This window comes from Vogesella alkaliphila (genome assembly GCF_014652475.1).
Lineage (GTDB): Bacteria > Pseudomonadota > Gammaproteobacteria > Burkholderiales > Chromobacteriaceae > Vogesella > Vogesella alkaliphila.
In genome coordinates, this window is sequence record NZ_BMYW01000004.1 from 107,129 (window position 1) to 129,510 (window position 22,382).

At 66.2% G+C, this 22,382-nt stretch carries 21 protein-coding genes; 10 read left to right on the forward strand and 11 right to left on the reverse strand.

Annotation, left to right across the window (positions count from 1 at the left end; all coding sequences use genetic code 11):
- The 6 genes from pgi to IE100_RS07740 form a co-directional block, all read left to right on the forward strand.
- Positions 1–956, forward strand: a 956-nt coding sequence (pgi, locus tag IE100_RS16420; RefSeq protein ID WP_229800278.1) for a glucose-6-phosphate isomerase, incomplete at its 5' end; no start/stop codon positions are given.
- Entirely contained in the window at positions 949–1,434 is a 486-nt protein-coding gene (locus IE100_RS07720; protein ID WP_189373528.1) for a CinA family protein, read from the forward strand. The genes pgi and IE100_RS07720, both read left to right, overlap by 8 nt.
- Positions 1,435–1,723: 289 nt before the next feature.
- The gene (locus tag IE100_RS07725) at positions 1,724–2,677 is read left to right on the forward strand and encodes a BMP family lipoprotein (protein ID WP_229800279.1); all 954 of its coding nucleotides are present in this window, start codon (positions 1,724–1,726) and stop codon (positions 2,675–2,677) included.
- Positions 2,678–2,808: 131 nt separating this feature from the next.
- On the forward strand, positions 2,809–4,332 hold the full coding sequence (locus tag IE100_RS07730) for an ABC transporter ATP-binding protein (RefSeq protein WP_189373530.1): 1,524 nt from the start codon (positions 2,809–2,811) through the stop codon (positions 4,330–4,332).
- A complete protein-coding gene (locus IE100_RS07735; protein ID WP_189373531.1) occupies positions 4,329–5,426 on the forward strand; it encodes an ABC transporter permease in 1,098 nt (365 codons plus the stop codon). Before IE100_RS07730 ends, IE100_RS07735 begins: the two co-directional genes overlap by 4 nt.
- Positions 5,427–5,438: 12 nt before the next feature.
- Positions 5,439–6,386 (forward strand): ABC transporter permease, encoded by a 948-nt coding sequence (locus tag IE100_RS07740; protein WP_189373532.1) that lies wholly within the window; start codon positions 5,439–5,441, stop codon positions 6,384–6,386.
- Between the two features lie 65 nt (positions 6,387–6,451).
- Here IE100_RS07740 and IE100_RS07745 read toward each other — a convergent pair whose 3' ends face one another.
- A complete protein-coding gene (locus IE100_RS07745) occupies positions 6,452–7,414 on the reverse strand; it encodes a site-specific integrase (RefSeq protein WP_189373533.1) in 963 nt (320 codons plus the stop codon).
- Positions 7,415–7,800: 386 nt separating this feature from the next.
- Here IE100_RS07745 and IE100_RS07750 point away from each other — a divergent pair, with 386 nt between their 5' ends.
- Positions 7,801–8,799 (forward strand): DNA-binding protein, encoded by a 999-nt coding sequence (locus IE100_RS07750; RefSeq protein WP_189373534.1) that lies wholly within the window; start codon positions 7,801–7,803, stop codon positions 8,797–8,799.
- Between the two features lie 215 nt (positions 8,800–9,014).
- On the opposite strand, the gene trpC is transcribed toward IE100_RS07750, so the two are convergent.
- From trpC to yjgA, 4 genes are read right to left on the reverse strand one after another with little or no spacing between them, the layout of a single operon-like run.
- Complete coding sequence (gene trpC / locus IE100_RS07755; protein WP_189373535.1) at positions 9,015–9,806, reverse strand: indole-3-glycerol phosphate synthase TrpC; 792 nt, start codon at positions 9,804–9,806, stop codon at positions 9,015–9,017.
- Between the two features lie 12 nt (positions 9,807–9,818).
- A complete protein-coding gene (locus IE100_RS07760; protein WP_189373536.1) occupies positions 9,819–10,784 on the reverse strand; it encodes a YheT family hydrolase in 966 nt (321 codons plus the stop codon).
- On the reverse strand, positions 10,781–11,359 hold the full coding sequence (gene mog / locus IE100_RS07765; RefSeq protein ID WP_189373537.1) for a molybdopterin adenylyltransferase: 579 nt from the start codon (positions 11,357–11,359) through the stop codon (positions 10,781–10,783). The genes IE100_RS07760 and mog overlap by 4 nt, the downstream gene beginning before the upstream one ends.
- A gap of 2 nt (positions 11,360–11,361) precedes the next feature.
- The gene (gene yjgA / locus IE100_RS07770) at positions 11,362–11,919 is read right to left on the reverse strand and encodes a ribosome biogenesis factor YjgA (protein WP_189373538.1); all 558 of its coding nucleotides are present in this window, start codon (positions 11,917–11,919) and stop codon (positions 11,362–11,364) included.
- A 110-nt stretch (positions 11,920–12,029) separates the two neighbouring features.
- On the opposite strand from yjgA, the gene pmbA reads away from it, so the two are divergent.
- From pmbA to IE100_RS07785, 3 genes are all read left to right on the forward strand, one after another.
- On the forward strand, positions 12,030–13,382 hold the full coding sequence (gene pmbA, locus IE100_RS07775) for a metalloprotease PmbA (protein ID WP_189373539.1): 1,353 nt from the start codon (positions 12,030–12,032) through the stop codon (positions 13,380–13,382).
- Between the two features lie 96 nt (positions 13,383–13,478).
- Positions 13,479–14,609 carry a patatin-like phospholipase family protein gene (locus tag IE100_RS07780; RefSeq protein WP_189373540.1) on the forward strand — a complete coding sequence of 377 codons (1,131 nt, stop codon included), beginning with the start codon at positions 13,479–13,481 and terminating at the stop codon, positions 14,607–14,609.
- A gap of 57 nt (positions 14,610–14,666) precedes the next feature.
- Positions 14,667–15,161 carry a disulfide bond formation protein B gene (locus IE100_RS07785; protein WP_189373541.1) on the forward strand — a complete coding sequence of 165 codons (495 nt, stop codon included), beginning with the start codon at positions 14,667–14,669 and terminating at the stop codon, positions 15,159–15,161.
- A 57-nt stretch (positions 15,162–15,218) separates the two neighbouring features.
- Here IE100_RS07785 and IE100_RS07790 read toward each other — a convergent pair whose 3' ends face one another.
- From IE100_RS07790 to ptsP, 6 genes are all read right to left on the reverse strand, one after another.
- Positions 15,219–15,389 carry a hypothetical protein gene (locus IE100_RS07790; RefSeq protein WP_170152108.1) on the reverse strand — a complete coding sequence of 57 codons (171 nt, stop codon included), beginning with the start codon at positions 15,387–15,389 and terminating at the stop codon, positions 15,219–15,221.
- A gap of 159 nt (positions 15,390–15,548) precedes the next feature.
- Positions 15,549–15,977, reverse strand: coding sequence for a BLUF domain-containing protein (locus tag IE100_RS07795; RefSeq protein WP_189373542.1), 429 nt, complete (start codon positions 15,975–15,977; stop codon positions 15,549–15,551).
- 10 nt (positions 15,978–15,987) lie between these two features.
- Positions 15,988–16,710 carry a GTP cyclohydrolase I gene (folE, locus tag IE100_RS07800; RefSeq protein ID WP_189373543.1) on the reverse strand — a complete coding sequence of 241 codons (723 nt, stop codon included), beginning with the start codon at positions 16,708–16,710 and terminating at the stop codon, positions 15,988–15,990.
- Between the two features lie 290 nt (positions 16,711–17,000).
- A complete protein-coding gene (locus IE100_RS07805) occupies positions 17,001–18,701 on the reverse strand; it encodes a fructose-specific PTS transporter subunit EIIC (RefSeq protein WP_189373544.1) in 1,701 nt (566 codons plus the stop codon).
- Positions 18,702–18,754: 53 nt separating this feature from the next.
- Positions 18,755–19,714, reverse strand: coding sequence for a 1-phosphofructokinase (gene pfkB / locus IE100_RS07810; protein ID WP_189373545.1), 960 nt, complete (start codon positions 19,712–19,714; stop codon positions 18,755–18,757).
- On the reverse strand, positions 19,711–22,215 hold the full coding sequence (gene ptsP, locus IE100_RS07815; RefSeq protein ID WP_189373546.1) for a phosphoenolpyruvate--protein phosphotransferase: 2,505 nt from the start codon (positions 22,213–22,215) through the stop codon (positions 19,711–19,713). Before ptsP ends, pfkB begins: the two co-directional genes overlap by 4 nt.
- Between the last annotated feature and the right edge of the window lie 167 nt (positions 22,216–22,382).

Below are 22,382 nucleotides of genomic sequence, written 5' to 3' on the forward strand. Positions count from 1 at the left end.
CCGCCGGCGACGCGGCGGTGGCGCGGCATTTCGTGGCGATCTCGACCAACCGCCCGGCGGTGCAGGCCTTCGGTATCGATGCGGCCAACATGTTCGGCTTCTGGGACTGGGTCGGCGGCCGCTACTCGGTATGGTCGGCGATCGGACTGCCGGTGATGCTGGCGATCGGGCCCGAGCAGTTCCGCCAGTTCCTGGCCGGCGGCGCGGCGATGGACGAACACTTCTTCAGCGCGCCGTTCGCGCGCAACATGCCGGTGCTGCTGGCGCTGCTCGGCATCTGGTACAACACCTTCTATGGCGCGCACACCCACGCCATCATGCCCTACGACCACGGGCTGCGCCGCCTGCCGGCGCACCTGCAGCAGCTGGACATGGAATCCAACGGCAAGCGCGTCGGCCGCTGCGGCGAGCGGCTGGATTTCGACACCGGCCCGGTGATCTGGGGCGAGGAGGGCGTCAACAGTCAGCACGCCTTCTTCCAGCTCTTGCACCAGGGCACGCGCCTGGTGCCCTGCGACTTCATCCTGCCGCTGAACTCGCACTACCCGCAGGGTGACCAGCATCGCGTGCTGGTGGCCAACTGCCTGGCGCAGACCGAGGCGCTGATGCGCGGCAAAAGCGAGGCCGAGGTGCTGCGCGAGCTGGCGCACCTGCCGGGCGACGAGCTGGACATGCTGCTGCCGCAGAAGCTGTTTCCTGGCAACCAGCCGTCCAACACCCTGGCGCTCGACCGGCTGACCCCCTATACACTAGGCATGCTGCTGGCGCTGTACGAGCACAAGGTGTTCGTGCAGGGCGTGATCTGGGGGGTCAATTCCTTCGACCAGTGGGGCGTGGAGTACGGCAAGCAGTTGGCCGCACAGCTGCTGGCGGAGATGGACGGCAAGGCCTCCGCCCCCCACGACGCCTCCACCAGCGGCCTGATGCAACACTTCCGGGAGCGCTTTCATGGATGAATTTCAGCTGGCGAGCCGCCTTGGCGAACTGCTGCTGGCGCGCGACGAAAAGGTGACCACCGCCGAGTCCTGCACCGGCGGCGGCATCGCGCAGGCGATTACCGCCATCGCCGGCAGTTCCGGCTGGTTCGACATGGCCATCGTCAGCTACAGCAATGACGCCAAGCAGCGCCTGCTGGGCGTGCCACCGCAGCTCTTGCTGCAGCACGGCGCGGTCAGCGAGCCGGTGGTAGCGGCGATGGCCAGCGGTGCGCTGCGGCTGGCCGATTGCCACTGGGCGCTGGCGGTCAGCGGCATCGCCGGCCCCGACGGCGGCAGCGCCGACAAGCCGGTCGGCACCGTCTGTTTCGCGCTGGCCGGGCTGGCACTGCCGCAACCACTGACATACACGCAACACTTTGCCGGCGATCGCGCCGCCATCCGCCAGCAGTCGGTGTGCAGCGCGCTGTCTACACTTTGCGCGCAATTGGCCTTGTGAATGTGGCGCGCCGGCCGCGCCGTTTTACGCATTGCGCGTAATCTGCAGCGACTGGCCCTTTTTTTGCTAATAACTTTTTGTGACTGTGCTTATAATCACGCCCCTGTCGCGAATCGGGCGGCGGCCGGCTGACGCCGGCACCCCGGTCGCCGGCATGCACAACGAATGGCGCGTCCATGCCAAACCGATTATGGTTACCATGATCCGTTCGTTGTAACTACACGCACATTGAGGGAAACATCTCATGCAAATTTCCAAAAAACGGGGTATTGCCGCTGCTGTCATGCTGATGACGGCATCCGCAAGCTGGGCATTTGTACCGGCCGTGGTGTACGACCAGGCCGGCAAGTTCGACAAGAGCTTCAACGAAGCGGCCTACACCGGCGCCGAACGCTTCAAGAAAACCACCGGCATCGCCTACCGCGAAGCCCAGATCGCCAATGAAGCGCAAAAAGAGCAGGTGCTGCGCAACCTGGCGCGTCGCAACGTCGACCTGATCGTGGCCGTGGGTTTCTCCTTCACCCAGGCGGTGCAGACCGTTGCCGCCGAGTTCCCGAAAGTGAAGTTCACCATCGTGGACGACGTGGCCAAGGGCGCCAACGTGCAGTCGATCGTGTTCAAGGAACAGGAAGGCTCCTACCTCGTCGGCATGGCGGCCAGCATGGCCTCCAAGTCGAAGAAGGTCGGCTTCATCGGCGGCATGGACGTGCCGCTGATCCGCGCCTTCGGTTGCGGCTACGCCCAGGGCGCCAAGGCGGTCAACAAGAAGGTGGAAGTGGTCTCCAACATGACCGGCACCACGCCGCAGTCGTTCAACGACCCGGCCCGCGGCGGCGAGCTGGCGCGCAGCCAGTTTGACCGTGGCGTCGACGTGGTCTTCCACGCGGCCGGCGGCACCGGCATGGGCGTGCTGCAGGCGGCCAAGGACAAGAACAAGCTGGGCATCGGCGTGGACTCCAACCAGAACCACCTGTTCCCGGGCTTCGTGCTGACCTCGATGCTGAAGCGCGTCGACAATGCCGTTTACGACATCTTCATGTCCGGCAAGAACAACAGCTGGAAGCCGGGCCTGGTGACCATGGGCCTGAAGGAAGGCGGCGTGGATTGGGCGGTGGACGCCAACAACCGCAAGCTGATCTCCAAGGACATGGAAGCCAAGATCAGCCAGGCCAAGAAAGACATCGTGGCCGGCAAGATCAAGGTGGTCGACTACCGTGCCGGCAACAGCTGCCCGGTGCAGTAACCATTCTTTATTAATCGTCTGAATCCCGGACGACCCGCGCGGCAAGCAGGTTTCCTGCTTGCCGCGCTCTTTCGTGTGCTGCCGTTTTGCAGGCCATGCCGGGATGAGTGTTGATCGAGAGCTGAATCAATATGGCCGAACTCGCTATCGAGCTGACTGGCGTCAACAAGTATTTTGGCGAAGTCCACGCCAACAAGAACATCTCCTTCGCCGTCGCCAAGGGCAGCATCCACGGCATCATCGGCGAAAACGGGGCCGGCAAGTCCACGCTGATGAGCATCCTGTACGGCTACTACCAGGCCGACTCCGGCAGCATCCGCCTGAACGGGCAGGAAGTGCGCATCCGCAACAGCCACGACGCCATCGCTCGTGGCATCGGCATGGTGCACCAGCACTTCATGCTGGTGGACACCTTTACCGTGCTGGAAAACATCGTGCTCGGCGCCGAGCAGGGCGTGGCGCTGAAGCAGAGCCTGCAGGCCGCCCGCGACCACCTGGCCGCGCTGAACCGCGACTACGGCCTGCAGGTCGATCCGGACGCCATCGTCGGCGAGCTGGGCGTGGGCGAGCAGCAGCGCGTGGAAATCCTGAAGGCGCTGTATCGCGGCGCCGACGTGCTGATCCTCGACGAACCGACCGCGGTGCTGACGCCGCAGGAGGCGGACGACCTGTTCCGCATCCTGCGCCTGCTCAAGGCACAGGGCAAGACGGTGCTGCTGATCACCCACAAGCTGCGCGAGGTGCTGGACATCACCGACGCCGTCACCGTGATGCGCGCCGGCGAGATCGTCGGCAATGTCGTCACCGCCGACGTGGGCAAGGAAGACCTTGCCGACCTGATGGTTGGCCGCAAGGTCAACCTGCAGCTGGACAAGGCGCCGGCCAGGCTCGGCAAGACCGTGCTGCAGGTGAGCAATCTGTCGCTGACCGACGCGCGCGGGGTCAAGCTGCTGGACGACGTCAGCTTCGAGCTGCACGCGGGCGAGATCGTCGGCATCGCCGGCGTCTCCGGCAACGGCCAGTCCGAGCTGCTGGAAATCCTGTCCGGCATGCGCGAGGCCAGCGCCGGCTCGGTGCGATACAACGGCACCGAGCTGACCACGCTGCAGACGCGCGAGCCGAAGGCGGCTGCCTACCGTCGTCTCGGTATCGCCCACGTACCGGAAGACCGCTCGCGCGAAGGGCTGGTCAAGGATTTCTCCACCTTCGAGAACGCGATCCTCGGCTATCACGACGATCCGGCGATCCAGCGCGGCCTGCTGTTCAACCGCAAGGCCATCATCGAACGCTGCCGCCGTTTCATCAGCGAGTTCGACGTGCGCCCGGCCAACGCCTTCCGTCGCAGCGGCCTGTTCTCTGGCGGCAACCAGCAGAAGGTGATCCTGGCGCGCGAGATCGACAGCGATCCGCAGCTGATGCTGATCGGCCAGCCGACACGGGGCGTCGACATCGGCGCCATCGAATTCATACACAAACGACTCATGGCACTGCGCAATGCCGGCAAGGCGCTGCTGCTGGTTTCGGTGGAGCTGGACGAGATCCTGGCGCTGAGCGACCGCATCATCGTGATGAACGCCGGTCGCGTCAGCGGCGAGCTGCCGGCGGCGCAAGCCACGGCCACCGAACTGGGCCTGTTGATGGGGGGGCATAAATGAGCCAGCCAAGTAACCTGCCGCGCTGGGCCACCTTGTGGCTGATGCCGGTACTGAACCTGTTCGCGGCACTGTTGGTGTCCGGGCTGGTGATCACGCTGATCGGCGAAGATCCGGTCGAATGTCTGCAACTGATGATCAACGGCGCCTTCGGTTATCCGGAAGGCATCGGCTACACGCTGTTCTACACCACCAGCTTCATCTTCACCGGTCTCGCGGTGGCGGCGGCGTTCCACGCCGGCCTGTTCAACATCGGCGGCGAGGGGCAGATGTACCTCGCCGGCCTCGGCGTGACGCTGGTCTGCCTGGGACTGGATTTCCTGCCCGGCTGGGTGGTGATCCCGCTGGCGCTGCTGGCGTCGATGGTATTCGGCGCGGCGTGGGCGTTCATTCCCGGCTACCTGCAGGCCAAGCGTGGCAGCCACATCGTGGTCACCACCATCATGTTCAACTTCATCGCCAGTGCGCTGATGACTTGGCTACTGGTCGACAAGCTGATCATGCCCGGCTCGCAGACACCGGCGACCCGGCTGTTCGCCGAATCGGCGTGGATCCCGATGCTGCACGAGCTTGCGGCCAACCTTGGCGTCGAGCTGCCGCAGACGCCGCTGAACGCGACCTTCTTCCTCGCGCTGCTGGCACTGGTGCTGTTCTATCTGATGGTGTGGCGCAGCCACTGGGGTTATACGCTGCGCACCGTCGGCCTCAACGAGAAGGCGGCGCGCTACGCCGGCATGCCGGTATCGAAGGTGATCATCGTGGCGATGTGCTTCTCCGGCGCGCTGGCCGGCCTCGCGGCGGTCAACGAGCTGCTCGGCTCCACCCACCGCATGAACCTGGCGTTCACCAACGGCATCGGCTTCGTCGGCATCGCGGTGGCGCTGATGGGGCGCAACCACCCGTTCGGCATCCTGCTGTCGGCACTGCTGTTCGGCGCACTGACCCAGGGCGGCCTGGACCTGTCCTTCGAGAAACCGGCGATCACCCACGAGATGATCATCCTGACCCAGGGCCTGATCATCCTGTTCTGCGGCGCGCTGGAAAACCTGTTCCAGACGCCGCTGGCGCTGGCATTCAAACAGATGACGAAACGATAAGGAGACACTGACATGGACAGCTTTTTCAGTGTGCTGGACGCCACCATCCGCGTCGCCACCCCGCTGGTACTGGCGGCGCTGGCCGGCCTGTTTTCCGAGCGCTCCGGCATCGTCGATCTGGCGCTGGAGGGCAAGATGCTGGCCGCCGCGTTTGCCGCCGCCTGCGTCGCCTACATGATGCAGTCGCCGTGGGCCGGCCTCGCCGCCGGCATGGTCGCCGGGGTGATGGTGGCCTTGCTGCACGGCATCGTGTCGATCGGCTATAACGGCAACCAGCTGATTTCCGGCGTGGCGCTCAACATGATGGTGTCCGGCCTGACGCCGGTACTGGCGCTGGCCTGGTACCAGCAGGGCGGCCGCACCCCGACGCTGGACGACGCGGCGCGCTTTCGTAGCGTCGAGCTGCCGTTTGCCGACGCCATTGCCGCCTCGGCGCCGTTGAAGGCGCTGTTCGGCCACAACATCCTGGTGTATCTGGCCGTGCTGGTAATCGTGGTAGTGAGCTGGGTGGTATACAAGAGCCGTTTCGGCCTGCGCCTGCGCGCGGTGGGTGAAAACCCGCACGCCGCCGACGCCGCCGGCATCAACGTCAAGCTGGTGCGCTATCTGGCGCAGAGCATCAGCGGCGCGCTGTGCGGCGTGGCCGGTGCCTACCTGGTGCTGGCGCAAACCGGCGCCTTCATCCAGGACATGACCGCCGGCAAGGGCTACCTCGCGCTGGCGGCGCTGATCTTCGGTAAGTGGCGGCCGTGGGCAGCGGTGTCCGGCTGCCTGCTGTTCGCCTTTACCGACGCGATCCAGATCCGGCTGCAAGGCTCGGAGCTGCCGCTGATCGGCAGCATCCCGGACGCCTTCATCCAGGCGATTCCGTACGTGTTGACCGTGGTGCTGCTGGCCGGCTTCATGGGCCGCGCGGTGGCACCGAAGGCGATCGGGGTACCGTTCGTCAAATCGCGCTAAGCGGCAATATTGCCGGTCAAAAGCGGACACTCCGGTGTCCGCTTTTTTGTTGCCGGCGCGCCGGCTCAGTCCGCCGATGGCGGCAAGGCTGGCGGCGGCAGGCTGTTTTCGATGCGCTCCCGCGCGAACGGATCGGCGGCGTCGATATAGCGCATCGCTGACTGGATATCCTTCCAGCCGACGTAGGCCATCAGCGTCTTGACATCCCAGCCGTTGGCGCTGGCCCAGTTGGCAAAGCCGCGGCGGAAGGAGTGGCCGCTGAAGCGCGCCGCCTCCGCCAGGCCGGCGACGGCAAACAGGCGGCGCAGCAGCGGGATCAGGCTGTTGATGTGCAGGCCTTGTTCGCCCACCACACCACAGCGGCTGATGCCGCGAAACACCGCGCCCTCGCGCAGCCCGCTGTCGGCCAGCCACTCGCCGTAGGCGCTGACCGGGCAGAGCCGCGACAGCTGCGGCACGCGGAACACGCGCCCCTGCAGCCGGCGGTCGCCCTTCGATTGCGCGAGGAAACAGTTCATACCCTCGCCTGCGACGATCTCGATGTCTTCGATCTGCAGCCGCAGCAGCTCGTCGCCACGAAATCCGCGCCAGAACCCCAGCAGCAGCAAGGCCTTGTCGCGGCGGCAGCGCAGGCGGGTAGCGTGATCCTGCTGCTGTATCGCCAACTCGATGGCCCCATCCAGCCAGGCAAGCAGCTGTTCCAGCTGCCGGATCTGCAGCGGCAGCGCCTGTTTCTGCTGTACCGGATGCAGCGCGCGGATGCCCTTCAGTACCTGGCGCACCACCGGCGCCTTGGTCGGATCGGGAAAACCCTGTTGCAGGTGCCACTGCGCCAGTGCGGCCAACCTTTGCTTCAGCGTATTCACCGATAGCGTCTCGGCGTGCTCCGCCAGGTAGCGCGCCATGCTGTCGGCGGTGGCCGGCAGAAAGCCACCCCATTCCACCTCGAAATGACGGATGGCAGCCGCATAGCTGCGCCGCGTGTTGTCGCGAGTGGCAGCGGCGAGGTAGCGGGCGATTTTTTCCATGGAGACGACGGACTCGGGAGGTGGCGGGCGGAGGTCTGTGTTGCGGCCTTGCTGCTGCAGCCGGCAGGGCCGGCGGCGAATTATAGCAGCGTGGCCCGCCGTTGCCGGCGACGGCTGCAAGCCAAGGTTGGCCGCAACGGTGGTAACCAGGCAGAACGGATGGTCGCCGTGGGTGTCACGCATTTTTCGAGGCCATTTTGACGACGATGAGCGGCCCAGCGGTGAAACGTACGGGGTTGGGCTGATTTCTGAGGCCAAATCATATCAAGGCGTGATAATTCGTGATTATCACGCCTTTTATTTTTGTCATTTAATAATTTTAAACTTACATAATGGTATGTATTATCATGGTACGTAATACGTATCAAATTTCAGCGGAGCACAGTATGGCCAGAAGCGGCATCTACAAATCAGAAGTCCTGCGTGCACGGGACAATCTGCTGGCGCAGGGGCGCAATCCGTCGATTGACGCCATCCGTGCCGAGCTCGGCAATACCGGCTCCAAGACCACCATTCACCGCTACCTGAAAGAGCTGGAAGAAGAAGAGGGCGCCGGCAGCGGCGCGAAGATCGCCGTCAGCGAGGCAATCCAGGAGCTGGTCGGCCGGCTGGCCGCCCGCCTGCACGAAGAGGCCGACGAGCGCATTGCCGCGATGGCGGCGGAGTCGGCCGCACAGCTGGCGCAGTGTCGCGAACAGCTGGCGCAGACCACCGCGCAAGCCGAGGTTTGCCAGCAACAGCTGCAGCAGCTGAGCCAAGCGCTGGCAGCCGAACAGCAGCAGCACGCCGCCGCCCGCGAGGCACTGCAGGCGGCACAACTGCGCGACGGCCAGCAACAACAGCAGATCGTCGGCCTGCAGGAACGGCTGGCAGAAAACCAGGCGCACCGCGCATCGCTGGAGGAAAAGCACCTGCACGCGCGCGAGGCGCTGGAGCACTATCGCCAGTCGGTAAAGGAGCAGCGCGATCAGGAGCAGCGCCGCCACGAACAGCAGGTGCAGCAACTGCAGGCCGAGCTGCGCACCCTTGGCCAGACCTTGATCGTCAAGCAGGACGAGCTGACGCGGCTGTATCAGGACAGCGCCCGTACCGGCGCCGAGCTGCTGGCCGCCAGCCGCGCCTTGCGGCAGCAGGAACAGGAGAGTGCGCGGCAGGCGCAGACCGCGGCGGGACTGCAGGCAAGAATCGCGGAACAGGAACGCTTGCTGGCGGTGCTGAACGAACGGCTGGAGCGGGCGATCAGCAGCCGCGAGGAGGTGTGGCAGCTGTTGCAGCAGGCCAGCACGGCAACAGCGGTCCCGACGGGCGAGGGGGCGGCCGCTGCGACGGAGGCCGATGGTGGGGTAGTGGTAGCCACTGGCGAAGCCGCCGCGCCACCAGCCTAGCCGTGACCTTGCGGCCAACGTTGGCCGCAAGGCACTGCCCGCACGGAAGGCCGCGCCGGTGGCTCACGAAAACCCCACCACTGAGCGCTTTGGCTTGCGCGCCAGTTACCATCCAGTACGGGAGAAAGTGTTCGCCGGCAGCGCCGCCGAATCCAGGCGGTTCGCCCAAAAAAAACCGGCTCTCGCGGAGCCGGTTTGTGTTGTCGTGTTGCGCCTCAGGCGAACAGCTGCTGCAGTGCGGCGCCAGGATCGCTTTCACGCATGAAGGCTTCGCCGACCAGGAAGGTGTGCACCTCGTGATCGCGCATGCGCTGCACGTCGTCACGGGTGACGATGCCGCTTTCGGTGACGGCGATGCGGTCCTTGCCGATCATCGGCAGCAATTGTAGCGTGGTATCGAGGTTGACCTCGAAGGTGCGCAGGTTGCGGTTGTTGACGCCCACCAGCGGCGTGCTTAGCTGCAGCGCCGCTTCCAGCTCCGCCGCGTCGTGCACTTCCACCAGTACCGCCATACCCAGCTCGTGGGCCAGCGCCTCGAAATCCTGCATCTGCGACAGGCTCAGCGCCGCCGCGATCAGCAGGATGCAGTCGGCACCGATGGCGCGCGCTTCGTAGATCTGGTACGGATCGACCATGAAGTCCTTGCGCAGCACCGGCAGGCTGCAGGCGGCTCGGGCGGCGATCAGGTAGTCCTCGTGCCCCTGGAAGTAGGGCGCGTCGGTCAGCACCGACAGGCAGGCGGCGCCGGCCGCCTCGTAGCTGCGGGCGATCGCGGCCGGATCGAAGTCGGCGCGGATGACGCCCTTGCTGGGGCTGGCCTTTTTCACTTCGGCAATCACCGCCGCCAGCTGCTGCTGGTGCTTGCCGCGGATGGCGGCGACGAAGTCACGGTGATCGCCACGCTTGGCCTCGGCGGCGGCGCGCACGCTGGCCAGCGACTGCCGAGCCGAGCGGGCGGCCACTTCCTCGAATTTGGTGGCGCAGATTTTGTTGAGAATGTCGGACATGCGGATTGTCTTTCAGTCGGTGCCGGTACTGCTCGGCAGGTGAAGATCGAAAAAGGTCAGCAGCCGTTGCGGCAGCCATTGCAGGTGGCCGGGGAAGCGGCCACTGACGAAACCGACGTGGCCGCCGTGCTCCGGCTGCTCCAGCGTCACCGCCGGGCTAACTTCGCCGTTGCCGGGCAGCGCCGACACCGGCAGAAACGGATCGTTGCGCGCATTCAGCACCAGGGTTGGCCGCACGATGTCCTTCAGCAGCGGCTTGCTGCTGGCACGGCGCCAGTAGTCCTGCACGTCGCGATAGCCGTGCAGCGGCGCGGTGACCAGATTGTCGAACTCGACGAAGGTCTTACTGTTGCGTACCGCTGCGGCGTCGAACAGGTCCGGGTGCTGCGCCAGCTGGGCCAGCGATTTTGGCTTCAGCGTATTGAGGAACATGCGGGTGTAGACGTGGCGCCCGAAGCCGCGGTCGAGACAGGTGCTGGCCGCGGCCAGATCCAGCGGCGCCGAGATCGCCGCCGCCGCTTGTGGCAGCGCACGGGCGCCGTGCTCGCCGAGGTAACGCAGCAGCATGTTGCCGCCCAGCGACACGCCGGCGACGAACAGCAGGGTATTACCGGCCGCCAGTCGCTGCAGTATCCAGTCGACCTCGGCGGCATCGCCGGCGTGGTAGGCGCGGCGCAGCAGATTGGGCTGGCCGCCGCAGCCGCGAAAGTGCGGCACCACGCCACGCCAGCCGCGCGCCTTGACCGCGTGCATCAGCGCGCTGGCGTAGTGGCTATGGCTGCTGCCTTCCAGGCCGTGGAACAGCACCACCAGCGGCGCACCGGCATCGCCATCGACATGGTCGACGGCGATCTCGCCGCCATCCGGCGTCGGCCAGACCTCGCGGCGATAGGCCGGGGGTTGCGATTTGAGAAACAGCGCCGGCCAGATGGTTTGCAGGTGACTGCCAAGCAGCCAGCGCGGCGGGCAATAACTCATGTGCCGGGCTTGACCGCGGATTTCGGACGGAAGGCCTTGACCACCGCGTCGCGGGTTTCCAGCCAGGGCGCACCGATCAGGTCCAGGCAGTAGGGCACCGCGGCAAAGATGCCGGGCACCAGCACCTGCTCGCCATCGCGCAGGCCTTCCAGCGTCTCGCGGATGGCCTTCGGCTGGCCGGGCAGGTTCAGGATCAGGCTCTGCTTGCGGATCACGCCCACCTGACGCGACAGGATTGCGGTCGGTACGAACTTGAGGCTGATCTGGCGCATCTGCTCGCCAAAGCCAGGCATCACCCGGTCGGCGACCGCCAGCGTGGCTTCCGGGGTGACATCGCGCGGCGCCGGGCCGGTGCCGCCGGTGGTGAGCACCAGGTGGCAGCCGACGTCGTCGACCAATTCGCGCAGCGTGGCCTCGATCAGCGGCTGCTCGTCGGCGATCAGCCGGGTTTCGGTGCTGAACGGCGTGGCGATGGCCAGGCTCAGCCAGTCCAGCAGCGCCGGAATGCCCTTGTCTTCATAGATGCCCTGGCTGGCACGATCAGAGATGGAAACCAGACCGATCTTGATGCTCATGTTCACTCGTCCTGCGTGTCGTCTTGTTCGTCACCGCTGTTGGCCGGCTTGCCCTGTTCCGGAATCAGCTCTTTCAGCAGCTGGAACAACTGACGGTTGGCCTTGGGCGGTTTGCTTTCCTCGCGCTCCTTGCGGGCATTGCGCACCATGGTGCGCAGCTGCTGCACGTCCAGCTGCGGGAAGTCGTTGATCAGCTGCTGCACGTGGCTGTCGTCTTCCACCAGCCGTTCGCGCCAGCGTTCCAGCAGGTGCAGCCAGCGGGTGTGGGCGCTGGAATCGCCGCGCAGCGCGGCCAGTTGCTGCTCGATCGGCTCCGGGTCGATGTCGCGCATCAGCTTGCCGATGTACTGCAGCTGGCGGCGCTTGGCGCCGTTGGCGGTGATTTTCTGGAAATCAAGCACGGCGACCAGCAGGCCGTCGTCCAGATTCATTTTCTTCAGTTTGGCGGCCGGCAGCTCGGTCAGCGCGCGACCGATGTCCTGCAGCGCATCCATGTCGCGTTTGCGTTGCGATTTGCTGGCAGGGAGCGCATCAGCGCCATCATTATGGTATTCAGGCATGGTAAGGCTTGGTTACGGTTTCAAGCTGGTATGATACCGGAAAAGCACAAGCCACGGCCGATCACCGTGCCTTTCCGTGGTGCTATCGTTGACAGATGAAGAAGGCAGCCATGTCAGAACAGATTTTTTCCTACAGCTCGCCCGAGCTGGAGTCCATCGCCAGCCGAGTACTGGAGCTGGCGCGCGCCGGCGGCGCCACCGCCGCGGAGGCCGACATTTCCGAAGGCTGCGGCCACAGCGTGTCAGTGCGCCTGGCGGAAGTGGAGACCATCGAGTACAACCGCGACAAGGGCGTGTCGGTCACGCTGTATCTGGGCCAGAAGAAGGGCCACGCCAGCACCTCCGACTTTTCCGACGCCGCCCTGCAGGACACCGTCAACGCCGCGCTGAACATCGCGCGCTATACCGCCGCCGACGATTGCGCCGGGCTGGCCGATCCGGCGCTGCTGATGAAGGCGGAGCAGGATCGCGATCTCGACCTCTACCACCCGTGGGACCTGCCGGTGGAAACCGCGATCGAGCTGGCGCGCGAGTGCGAGGCCGCCGCGCGCGCGGTGGACGCCCGCATCCGCAATTCCGAAGGCGGCACCGTGTCCACCCACGCCACCCGCCACTGCTACGCCAACAGCCACGGCTTCATCGGCAGCCAGACCACCTCGCGCCACAGCCTGTCGGCGGCGGTGATCGCCGACAGCGGCGACAGCATGCAGCGCGACTACTGGTACAGCGCCGCGCGCTGCGCCGACGACCTGCTGTCTGCGGCCAACGTTGGCCGCATCGCCGGCGAGCGCACCGTGCGCCGTCTCGACGGCCGCCGCATCAAGACCGGGCTGTACCCTGTGGTATTCGAGGCGCCGATTGCCGGCTCGCTGCTCGGCCACCTAGTGCAGGCGGTCAGCGGCGGCAGCCTGTACCGCAAGTCCAGCTTCCTGCTCGATTCGCTCGGCACCAAAGTCTGCGCCGACATCATCACCATCGACGAAGACCCGTTCGTGCTGCGCGGCCTCGCCAGCGGCTGCTGCGACGACGAGGGCGTCGCCACCCACCAGCGCCGGCTGGTGGACAACGGTGTGCTGCAGGGCTATTTCCTCGGCAGCTACTCGGCGCGCAAGCTGGGCATGCAAAGCACCGGCCACGCCGGCGGCCCGCACAACCTGGCGGTACAGCCGACGCTGACCGGCGGCCTGGACGCGGTGCTGCAGCGCATGGGCAGCGGCCTGCTGGTCACCGAGCTGATGGGGCAGGGCATCAATATGGTGACCGGCGACTATTCGCGCGGCGCCAGCGGCTTCTGGGTCGAGAACGGCGTCATCGCCTACCCGGTGGAAGAGCTGACTATCGCCGGCAACCTGCGCGACATGCTGCGGCAGATCGATGCCGTCGGCGACGACGTCGACCGCCGCGGCAGCCGTCATATCGGCTCGGTATTGCTGTCGTCGATGATGGTGGCAGGCGAGGGCTAAGCGCGAACCAACAAGCGCAAACCTAATGATGCCGCCCCCGGTGCGGCATCCGTTTTGGCGCCCGCAGACGGGCGTGTTTCGACAAGGGGGCAGGACATGACAAAACCTGTCGTAGGTCTGGTGCTGGCCGGCGGTGGCGCGCGGGCAGCCTATCAGGTCGGGGTGCTGATGGCGGTGGCGCGCATGCTGCCGCGCCATGCGGCCAGCCCGTTCCAGGTCGTCAGCGGCACCTCTGCCGGTGCCATCAATGCCGTCGGCCTTGCCGCCGGCGCGCAGCATTTCCGCCGCACCACCGCGCACCTGGTGCGGATGTGGCAGTCGGTGCGGGTGCAGGACGTCTATCGCGTTGACGCGCCATACTTCGTCAAGGCCTTCCTGCAGTGGGGCGGTTCGCTGCTGACCGGCGGCAAATTGGTGCACACGCCACCGAGCTTCCTCGACAACCGCCCGCTGCACCATTACCTGACGCGCACGGTGCAACTGGAGGGCATCGATACCGCCATCCAGAGCGGCGCGCTGCGCGCGCTGTCGCTGACCGCCTCCTGCTACACCACCGGCCAGTCGGTGAGCTTCTTCGAAGGCTGCGAACAGGTCGAACCGTGGCATCGCCACCAGCGTTGCGGCCAACGTGAGCGTCTCAGTATCGAGCACCTGATGGCGACCTCGGCGATCCCGCTGCTGTTTCCCTCCGCGCGCGTGGACGGCCGCCACTACTGCGATGGCGCCATCCGCCAGATGGCGCCGCTATCGCCGGCACTGCACCTTGGCGCGCAAAAGCTGTTCGTGATCAACCTGGTCAGCCATCAGGAGCGGCGGCAGGCCCAGCAGACGGCTGCACCCAGCCTCGCGCAGATCTTCGGCCACCTGCTGGACAGCATCTTCATCGACAGCATGTCGGCGGACATGGAGCGGCTGGCGCGCGTCAACCACACCGTGTCGCTGCTGGACGAGCACGCCCGCCACCACAGCACCGCGCTGAAGCGGATCGAGGTGTTCCACATCTCGCCCAGCGTATCGCTGGACAGCATCGCCCACCGCCATTTCGACGGCTTCCCGGCGACGATGCGCTTCCTGCTGCGCGGCGCCGGTGCCATGCGCCAGCGCGGCTCGACACTGGCCAGTTACTTGCTGTTCCACCCGCCGTACGGCAAGGAGCTGGTCGAGCTGGGCTACAAGGATGCGTTTGCCAAAAAGAACGAGATCATGAATTTTTTGTCCGGACGCTAGTCCGATTCACTCCCGTGCCGCCGTCTTGGCGGCAGGGTTACTACCAAGGGGTCATCAATGAGTTTTCTGACGCGACGCCAGCTGTATGGCGTGATTGCGGCAATGTGTGCCGTCGCGATGGGCTATGCCCTGTATGCGCAGTATGTGCTGGAGCTGGAACCGTGCCCGCTGTGCATCTTCCAGCGCATCGGCGTGATCGCCGTCGGCAGCCTGGCGCTGCTGGCTGCCATCTTCAACCCGCAAGGGTTGGCCGCAAAAGTGTGGTCGCTGCTGATCGCCGTGGCGGCGGTGGCCGGGGGGAGCGTGTCGGCGTGGCAGGTGTACCTGCAGCACCTGCCGCCGGAGCAGGTGCCGGCGTGCGGGCCGGGGCTGGACTACATGCTGGAAACGCTGCCGATGACCCAGGTGCTGGAGAAGGTGTTCAAGGGCAGCGGCGAGTGTGCGCAGATCGACTGGACTTTCCTCGGCCAGTCGATGCCGTTCTGGGTCGGTGCCTTCCTGCTGTCGACCTTGCTGCTGGCGCTGTACAACGGCTGGCGCCAGACACGCTAAGCCGACACGACACTCTAAAAAACAAGGCGCCTGATGGTTCAGGCGCCTTTTTGCCGGCTACTGTTCGCGCGACTCGCGCTCCAGGCGGCGGCGCTCGATCTCGCGCCGGGCGTTGGCATTGCGGATGTCGCTGGGGCTGGTGCGCGGCATCGGCTTGCCGGTCAGTTCATTGCTGCGCATCTCGGCGCGGACCTGTACGAAATCGGATCTGGGATGAAAGCGTGCCATGGCGTTTCTCCGAATTGTCTACTGGACGGTGCTGCCGATTAGAGCGGCTGCACATTGCTACTGTATTACACGTTTGACAGAATTTTGGCAATTGGTGCTGCACCGCACTGTTGCCGGTGCGCACAAAAAAGGCCTGCTCCATGGGGCAGGCCTGGCGATTCAGTGACAGCGTCCGACAATGGCGGCGGTGGCGATCAGCTCCTCCAGCAGCGCCATCGATGCGGAGCCGCGCACACTGAACGGATCGAGCTGCGGCTTTTCGGAAAAACGCAGCAACAGCGAGGGATTGACCTTGGCCAGATTGACCTGGCCCATGGTCCAGTTGGCGAAACGGCGTTCGCGGATTTCCTCGAAGTGCAGCAGCTCGACATTCTGGTGGCGCGGGTCGCGCACGATACTGTTGTACAGCGAGGACACCTCGGCGCGGCCGCCTTCGAGCACCTGGATGAAGATGTCGCCGCTATAGCACAGGATGCCGGTCAGGCCGCGCTCCGGGTTGTGCTTGTGGGACTGGGCCAGGATGCTGTCGAGCACTTCCGCGCTGTAGGGCTGGGCGGCGCGGCTGGCGTAGAGCAGGCGAACGAGCATGACGGTTTCCTCAGGCTTTCTTGTTGGGCAGCAGCGCCAGGAACTCGCGGCGCAGGTCCGGGTTCTTCAGGAACGAGCCGCGCATCACGCTGTTGATCATCTTCGATTCCATGTCCTTCACCCCGCGCCAGTTCATGCAGAAGTGGTCGGCTTCCATCACGATGGCGAGGCCATCGGGGTTCATCTTGTTTTGTAGCAGATCGGCCAGCTGGATAACGGCTTCCTCCTGGATCTGCGGGCGGCTCATGGTCCACTCCGCCAGGCGCGCGTACTTGGACAGGCCGATCAGGTTGGAGTGTTCGTTCGGCATCACGCCGATCCACAGCTTGCCGAGAATCGGACAGAAGTGGTGCGAGCAGGCGCTGCGCACGGTGATCGGGCCGACGATCATCAGCTCGTTGAGGTGCTCGGCGTTGGGAAACTCGGTGACCGGCGGCTCAGCGATGTAGCGGCCCTTGAACACCTCGTTGAGGTACATCTTGGCGACGCGGCGCGCGGTGTCCTGGGTGTTGTGATCGCTCTCGGTGTCGATGACCAGGCTTTCCAGCACCGCTTTCATCTTGTCCTGCACCTCGTCCAGCAGCTCTTCCATCTCGCCCGGCTCGATGAAGGCGGCGATATTGTCATTGGCGTGGAAACGCTGCCGCGACTGGCGGATACGCTCGCGGATGCGGGTCGATGCCGGCGTTTTGTACTGGGTTACGGCATCGTTTTTTTGGCTGTCGTTACTCACGCAGGATCTCCTGTGGCGTGGCTACGGCACGCGGGGTAGTGCGCACCAGTGGTGGGTGGCTGCTGCAGGCACGAACGGAGCGGCCGGCAGCCGGATCTGAGATGGCAATCCATGCCATATGGTGCCAATTATGCGTTCTTAAACAGGCGGGTCATAGTTTTCTGTTGCACAGGTCGTGCCGGTGCGCCGCCCCTGTCTGGAGCATAGCCAATAAAATAACGGGCTGACCGCGTTTGGCGGTCAGCCCGGCTGCAACACGCAAGCAAGGGAGAGTAATCGTTACAGGGGGCTCAGTCGGCGCGCGCCTTCTTCAGCACGCCCAGCAGCACGGCGGTCAGCGCGGTACCGGCCGCCAGTGCTACCAGGTACATGCCGAGGTTGGTCACCGCGTTCGGGATCGGCAGCACGAACACACCGCCGTGCGGCACGCGCAGTTCGCAACCGGCAGCCATCGAGATCGCGCCGGCCAGCGCCGAGCCGGCCACCAGCGCCGGAATCACGCGCAGCGGGTCCTTGGCGGCAAACGGAATCGCGCCTTCGGTGATGAAGGAGATGCCCAGCACGCCGGCGGCCTTGGCGCCTTCACGCTCGTCGGCGGAGAAGCGGTTCTTGAACAGCAGCGCGGCCAGCGCGATGCCCAGCGGCGGCGTCATGCCGGCGGCCATCACCGCCGCCATCGGCGCGTACACCTGGCTGGCGAGCAGGCCGGTAGAGAAGGTGTAGGCCGCCTTGTTGATCGGGCCGCCCATGTCGAACGCCATCATGCCGCCGAGGATCATGCCCAGCGCCAGCGCGCTGGAACCCTGCAAGCCCTTCAGCCAGTCGGTGACCACGCCCAGCGCCACCGCCACCGGCTGGCCCAGCACGTAGTACATCAGCAGGCCGACGATGGTGGTGCCCAAGAGCGGCAGGATCAGCACCGGCTTCAGGCCGTCGAAGTTGCGGCCGAGCTGGATCTTCTCGTTCAGGTATTTCACCGCGTAACCGGCGATGAAACCGGCGACGATGCCGCCAAGGAAGCCAGAGCCGATGGCGCTGGCGATCATGCCGCCGGCCATGCCCGGCGCGATACCGGGACGGTCGGCGATGGAGTAGGCGATGTAGCCGGCCAGGATCGGCACCATCAGCGCAAACGAAGCCTTGGCGCCGATGGTGAACAGGGTCCAGCCCAGGGTGCCCTTGAACGCGTCCTCGTAAACGTAGATGCCGCCCAGCGCGAAGCCCAGCGCGATCAGCAGGCCGCCGGTGACCACGAAGGGCAGCATGAAGGATACGCCGGTCATCAGATGCTTGTAGGCGCCGCTGCGTTCCGACGCGGTGGCAACGTTGGCCGCAGCGCTGGCGGCGGCCTTGCCGTTGGCGGCGTGTGCGCGGGCCTCGACCTGCGCGCGCTTGATCAGCGCCTGACCGTCATTGATGGCGGCCTTGGTGCCGCTGCTGAACACGCGCTTGCCGTCGAAACGCGACAGGTCGACCTGGGTGTCGGCGGCGATGACCACCAGGTCGGCCGCGGCGATGTCGTCGGCGGTGAGCGCGTTTTGCGAACCGACCGAGCCCTGGGTCTCGACCTTGATCTGGTGGCCCAGCTGCTGCGCGCCCTGGGTCAGGCCTTCGGCGGCCATGAAGGTGTGCGCGATGCCGGTCGGGCACGAGGTGATGGCGACGATGCGCAGCGTGGTCGCCGGCGCATGCGCACCCAGCGCCTTGCCGATCACCGCGGCGGCATCGGCCAGCACCGCTTCCAGCGACGAGTTGTGCGCAGCCTTGCCACCCAGGCGGGCCAGGTCGGCGTCACCTTCGGCAATTACGATTGCCGCGTCGGCGCCGGCGATGCGGTTGCCGTCCAGCAGGCCCTGCACGCCCTGCGCATTGCGGATTTCGATGCTGATCTGGTGGCCGGCCTGGGTGGCGGCCTTGCGTAGCGCCTCGGCGGCGAGTTGGCCCTGCGCTACCCGCTGCGGGCAGGCGATGATGGCCAGAATGGTGGACATGGTGAATCTCCTCTTTGTGTGTGCCGGATCGGCTTATGTGACGTACGCGCTGCTTACTCGGTGATGCGGTTGACCTGGATGCGCTCCGCCAGCTGGCGGACCTCCTGGCGTGACGGCAGATTGGGTCCGAACTGTCCCAGCTTGGCGGCGGCAAAGGCCATGCCCAGGCGCAGCACCTCCGGCCACGCCAGCTGCGCGTTCAGCGCCGCCACCAGCCCGGCAACCAGCGCGTCGCCGGCGCCGACGCTGCTGTGGATGTCGCTGAGCGTCAGCGGCTCGGCGAACCAGCAGCCGTCGCCGCAGCAGAGCAGGGCGCCGTCGCTGCCCAGCGACACCACCACCACCGCGATGCCGCGCTGTTGCAGCTCGCGGGCGGCGGCGACCAGCTCGTCGCGGCTGGCCAGCTTGCGGCCAAGGTATTGTTCCAGCTCGTGCTGGTTGGGCTTGATCAGCCACGGCAGCTCGTCCGGCGGCAGCGCCAGTGCCCGTTGCAGCGCGGCACCGCTGCTGTCGAGCAGCACGCGGGCGCCGAGGCTGCGCAGCTGGCGGCAGAATTGCGCCCAGCTGTCGTCGCCGATGCCGGCGGGCAGGCTGCCGGCCAGCACCACGTAGCGGTCGGCGTCGGCCTGCTCGTCCAGCAGCAATTGCAGGCGGTCGAGCGCCTCCTCGTTGGCCGTCATGCCCGGCAGGTTGATGTCGGTGGTGTCCAGCGTACTGCGGTCGACCAGCTTGATGTTGGTGCGGGTGCTGCCGGCGACGCGGATGAAGGCGTCGCGGATGCCCTTGTCGGCGAACAGGTTCTCGAACGGCGCGGCGTTGTCGCGGCCGAGCAGGCCGCTGGCGATCACCGGCACCCCCCAGTCGGCGAGGCAGCTGGCGACATTGACGCCCTTGCCGCCGGCGTTGGCGTGCACCGCGCCGGCGAGGTTGACCGCGCCGGGGTGCAGCGCGTCCAGCGTGACGGTCTGGTCGATGGCCGGGTTCAGTGTCACGGTGATGACCGTTGCGCTCATGCTGTGGCTCCGGTCAGCGTGCGCACTTCGGCGGCGCTGTCGCAATCGAGGGCGCGCCGTGCCAGCTGCTGCAGCTCGGCAAGGTTGGCCGCACGGATGCTGGCCTTGGCGCCCGGGATGTCGCGCGGGCTCATCGACAGCTCGGTCACGCCGAGGCCGGTGAGGATGGCCGCGCCCAGCGGATCGCCGGCCATGCCGCCGCAGACGCCGACCCAGCGGCCGTGGGCATCGGCGCCGGCCACGGTCTGCGCGATCAGGCGCAGTACCGCCGGGTGCAGGCTGTCGGCTTCCGCCGCCAGTTCCGGATGCTGGCGGTCGATGGCCAGCACGTACTGCGTCAGGTCGTTGGTGCCGACCGAGAAGAAGTCGACGTGCTCGGCGAGGCGGTCGGCCATGGTGGCGGCGGCCGGCACTTCCACCATGATGCCCAGCGGTACCGCCGGCGCATTCAGGGCCGCGCGCACCTGTTCGCACTGCGCGCGCAGCGCCTTCACCTCGGCCAGGGTGCTGACCATCGGGAACATGATGGACAGCGGGCCGTGGCTGGCGGCGCGGTACAGCGCGCGCAGTTGCGGCAGCAGCAGGTCCGGGCGGCGCAACAGCAGGCGCACGCCGCGCACGCCGAGGAAGGGGTTCTCCTCGTGTGGCAGGTTGAGGTAGGGCACCTGCTTGTCACCACCGATGTCCAGCGTGCGGATCACCAGCGGCTTGCCGTCCAGCGCAGCGAGCATGCCGCGATAGGTCTGGTACTGCTCTTCCTCGTCCGGCGCGTCGTCGCGCTCCAGGAACAGGAACTCGGTCCGCATCAGGCCGACGCCCTCGGCCCCGGCCTGCAGCGCGGCGGCGACCTGCTCCGGACGGTTGACGTTGGCTGCAACCTCGATCCGGCGTGCGCCGTCGGCGGTGACGGCCGGCTGCTGCGCGGCGCTGGCGGCCTGCTGCTGCTTGTCGCGCTGCGCCTGCTGCCACTGCTGCGCGCTGGCGAGGTCTTCGTCGCTGGCGTTGAGGTAGATGGTGCCGCTGTCGCCATCGACGATCAGCGTGGCGCCGTCCTGGATGTCCAACACCGCGGCACCGGCGGCGACCACCGCCGGCAGGTCCAGCGTGCGTGCCAGGATGGCGGTGTGCGAGGTCGGGCCGCCCTGGGCGGTGACCAGCGCCAGCGTCTGTTTCGGATTGAGGGTGGCGGTGTCGGACGGGGCCAGGTCGTTGGCGATCAGGATCTCGTTATGGCCCTGGGTCTTGCTGTTGTCGAGCAGGTTCAGGTCCGGCGCCAGTCGTGCCAGCACGCGGCGGCCGACGTCACGCAGATCGGTGGCGCGGGCGGCCAAGAGCGGGTTGCCCAGCGCAGCCAGGCGGTCGGCGAGGCGTTGCACCGCCTCGTGCCACGCCCAGGCCACGCCGTGGCCTTCCACCATCAGCTGGCAGGTGAGGGTGATCAGGTCGGTGTCGGACAGCAGTTCGGCCTGCGCCAGGAAGATGCTGCCCTCGGTCTTGCCGAGGCGGCGGGTGGTGTCTGCGGCCAACGTTTGCAGCTCTTCGCGGGTGGCCTGCAGCGCGCCCTCCAGCAGGTCGCCGTCGTAGCCCAGCGTGGCCGGGATGTCCGGCACCTGGATCGCCTGCGGCTTCATCACCCGCGCCTGGCCGATCACCAGCCCCGGGCTGGCGCTGATGCCGCGCAGCGCCAGCACCTTGCCCGGCGCCTGCCAGTGCTGGCGCTTGGCGTTGGCGGCGGCCTTGCGTGCCGCTTCGGCGTCGGCCACCTCCTGCGCGGTCAGCTGGTTGGCGGTCGCCAGCAGCGCATCCAGCGCCGCGGCGGCGTCGGGGCCATCGGCGGAGAAGTGCAGCTCGTGGCCGAACTCGGCGCCGATCTGCAGCAGGCCGATCAGGTTCTTGGCGTCGGCCACCTCGTTGCCGTTGCGGATCTGCAGCGTGGCGGCAAAGCGGCGCGCCTGCTCGGTCCACACCCGTGCCGGTCGCGCGTGCAGGCCGTTGGGGTAGTTCATTTGCCAGCTGAGGCTCAGGCTCAGGTCGCTGGCGGCGGTTTGCGGCGCGGCCGGCGCCACCGCGCTGTCGTCCAGCGCGCTGATCAGCGCGTACGGATCGGCGGTGGTGAACAGCTCGCCCAGCCGTGCCTCGTCCTGCAGCAGGCGGGTGAGGCGGCGCAGCAGCGCGATGTGCTCGTCGGATTGCGCGGCGATGGCGATCACCAGGTGCACGCGCTGGCCCGGGTTCCACTCCACGCCTTCCGGCACCTGCAGGATGGCGATGCCGGTTTCGTTGATCAGGTGGCGGTCCTCGATCATGCCGTGCGGAATGGCGACGCCATGACCCAGAAAAGTATTGGCAACGGTTTCGCGTCGCAGCAGGCTGTCGACGTAGGCTGGGGCGATGCGGCCGGCCTTGGCCAGCAATTCGCCTGCAGCCTTGATTGCAATGGTTTTTTCGCTAACGCTGGCGCCAAGCTGGATCAGCTCGTTGCGGATAATCTGGGTGGTCATGGCATCCTGTCTCCGGTGTGTTTTTCTGTATCGCTGGCTGCAATTGAAATCGATACCACTTTTTGTGTCAATATTTGTTGCACGATTGGTGTTAACATTTCGACAAAATTGTCAGACGGGCCAAGCACGGCCTGATGAAATCGATTCCGGAGCAGGCGAGTGGCAAA

Excerpts from the sequence above, each read along its gene's own strand:
- IE100_RS07720 (WP_189373528.1), top strand. The coding sequence starts at position 949 with ATGGATGAATTTCAGCTGGCGAGCCGCCTTGGCGAACTGCTGCTGGCG.
- IE100_RS07725 (WP_229800279.1), top strand. The coding sequence starts at position 1,724 with ATGACGGCATCCGCAAGCTGGGCATTTGTACCGGCCGTGGTGTACGAC.
- IE100_RS07730 (WP_189373530.1), top strand. The coding sequence starts at position 2,809 with ATGGCCGAACTCGCTATCGAGCTGACTGGCGTCAACAAGTATTTTGGC.
- IE100_RS07735 (WP_189373531.1), top strand. The coding sequence starts at position 4,329 with ATGAGCCAGCCAAGTAACCTGCCGCGCTGGGCCACCTTGTGGCTGATG.
- IE100_RS07740 (WP_189373532.1), top strand. The coding sequence starts at position 5,439 with ATGGACAGCTTTTTCAGTGTGCTGGACGCCACCATCCGCGTCGCCACC.
- IE100_RS07745 (WP_189373533.1), bottom strand. The coding sequence starts at position 7,414 with ATGGAAAAAATCGCCCGCTACCTCGCCGCTGCCACTCGCGACAACACG.
- IE100_RS07750 (WP_189373534.1), top strand. The coding sequence starts at position 7,801 with ATGGCCAGAAGCGGCATCTACAAATCAGAAGTCCTGCGTGCACGGGAC.
- trpC (WP_189373535.1), bottom strand. The coding sequence starts at position 9,806 with ATGTCCGACATTCTCAACAAAATCTGCGCCACCAAATTCGAGGAAGTG.
- IE100_RS07760 (WP_189373536.1), bottom strand. The coding sequence starts at position 10,784 with ATGAGTTATTGCCCGCCGCGCTGGCTGCTTGGCAGTCACCTGCAAACC.
- mog (WP_189373537.1), bottom strand. The coding sequence starts at position 11,359 with ATGAGCATCAAGATCGGTCTGGTTTCCATCTCTGATCGTGCCAGCCAG.
- yjgA (WP_189373538.1), bottom strand. The coding sequence starts at position 11,919 with ATGCCTGAATACCATAATGATGGCGCTGATGCGCTCCCTGCCAGCAAA.
- pmbA (WP_189373539.1), top strand. The coding sequence starts at position 12,030 with ATGTCAGAACAGATTTTTTCCTACAGCTCGCCCGAGCTGGAGTCCATC.
- IE100_RS07780 (WP_189373540.1), top strand. The coding sequence starts at position 13,479 with ATGACAAAACCTGTCGTAGGTCTGGTGCTGGCCGGCGGTGGCGCGCGG.
- IE100_RS07785 (WP_189373541.1), top strand. The coding sequence starts at position 14,667 with ATGAGTTTTCTGACGCGACGCCAGCTGTATGGCGTGATTGCGGCAATG.
- IE100_RS07790 (WP_170152108.1), bottom strand. The coding sequence starts at position 15,389 with ATGGCACGCTTTCATCCCAGATCCGATTTCGTACAGGTCCGCGCCGAG.
- IE100_RS07795 (WP_189373542.1), bottom strand. The coding sequence starts at position 15,977 with ATGCTCGTTCGCCTGCTCTACGCCAGCCGCGCCGCCCAGCCCTACAGC.
- IE100_RS07805 (WP_189373544.1), bottom strand. The coding sequence starts at position 18,701 with ATGTCCACCATTCTGGCCATCATCGCCTGCCCGCAGCGGGTAGCGCAG.
- pfkB (WP_189373545.1), bottom strand. The coding sequence starts at position 19,714 with ATGAGCGCAACGGTCATCACCGTGACACTGAACCCGGCCATCGACCAG.
- ptsP (WP_189373546.1), bottom strand. The coding sequence starts at position 22,215 with ATGACCACCCAGATTATCCGCAACGAGCTGATCCAGCTTGGCGCCAGC.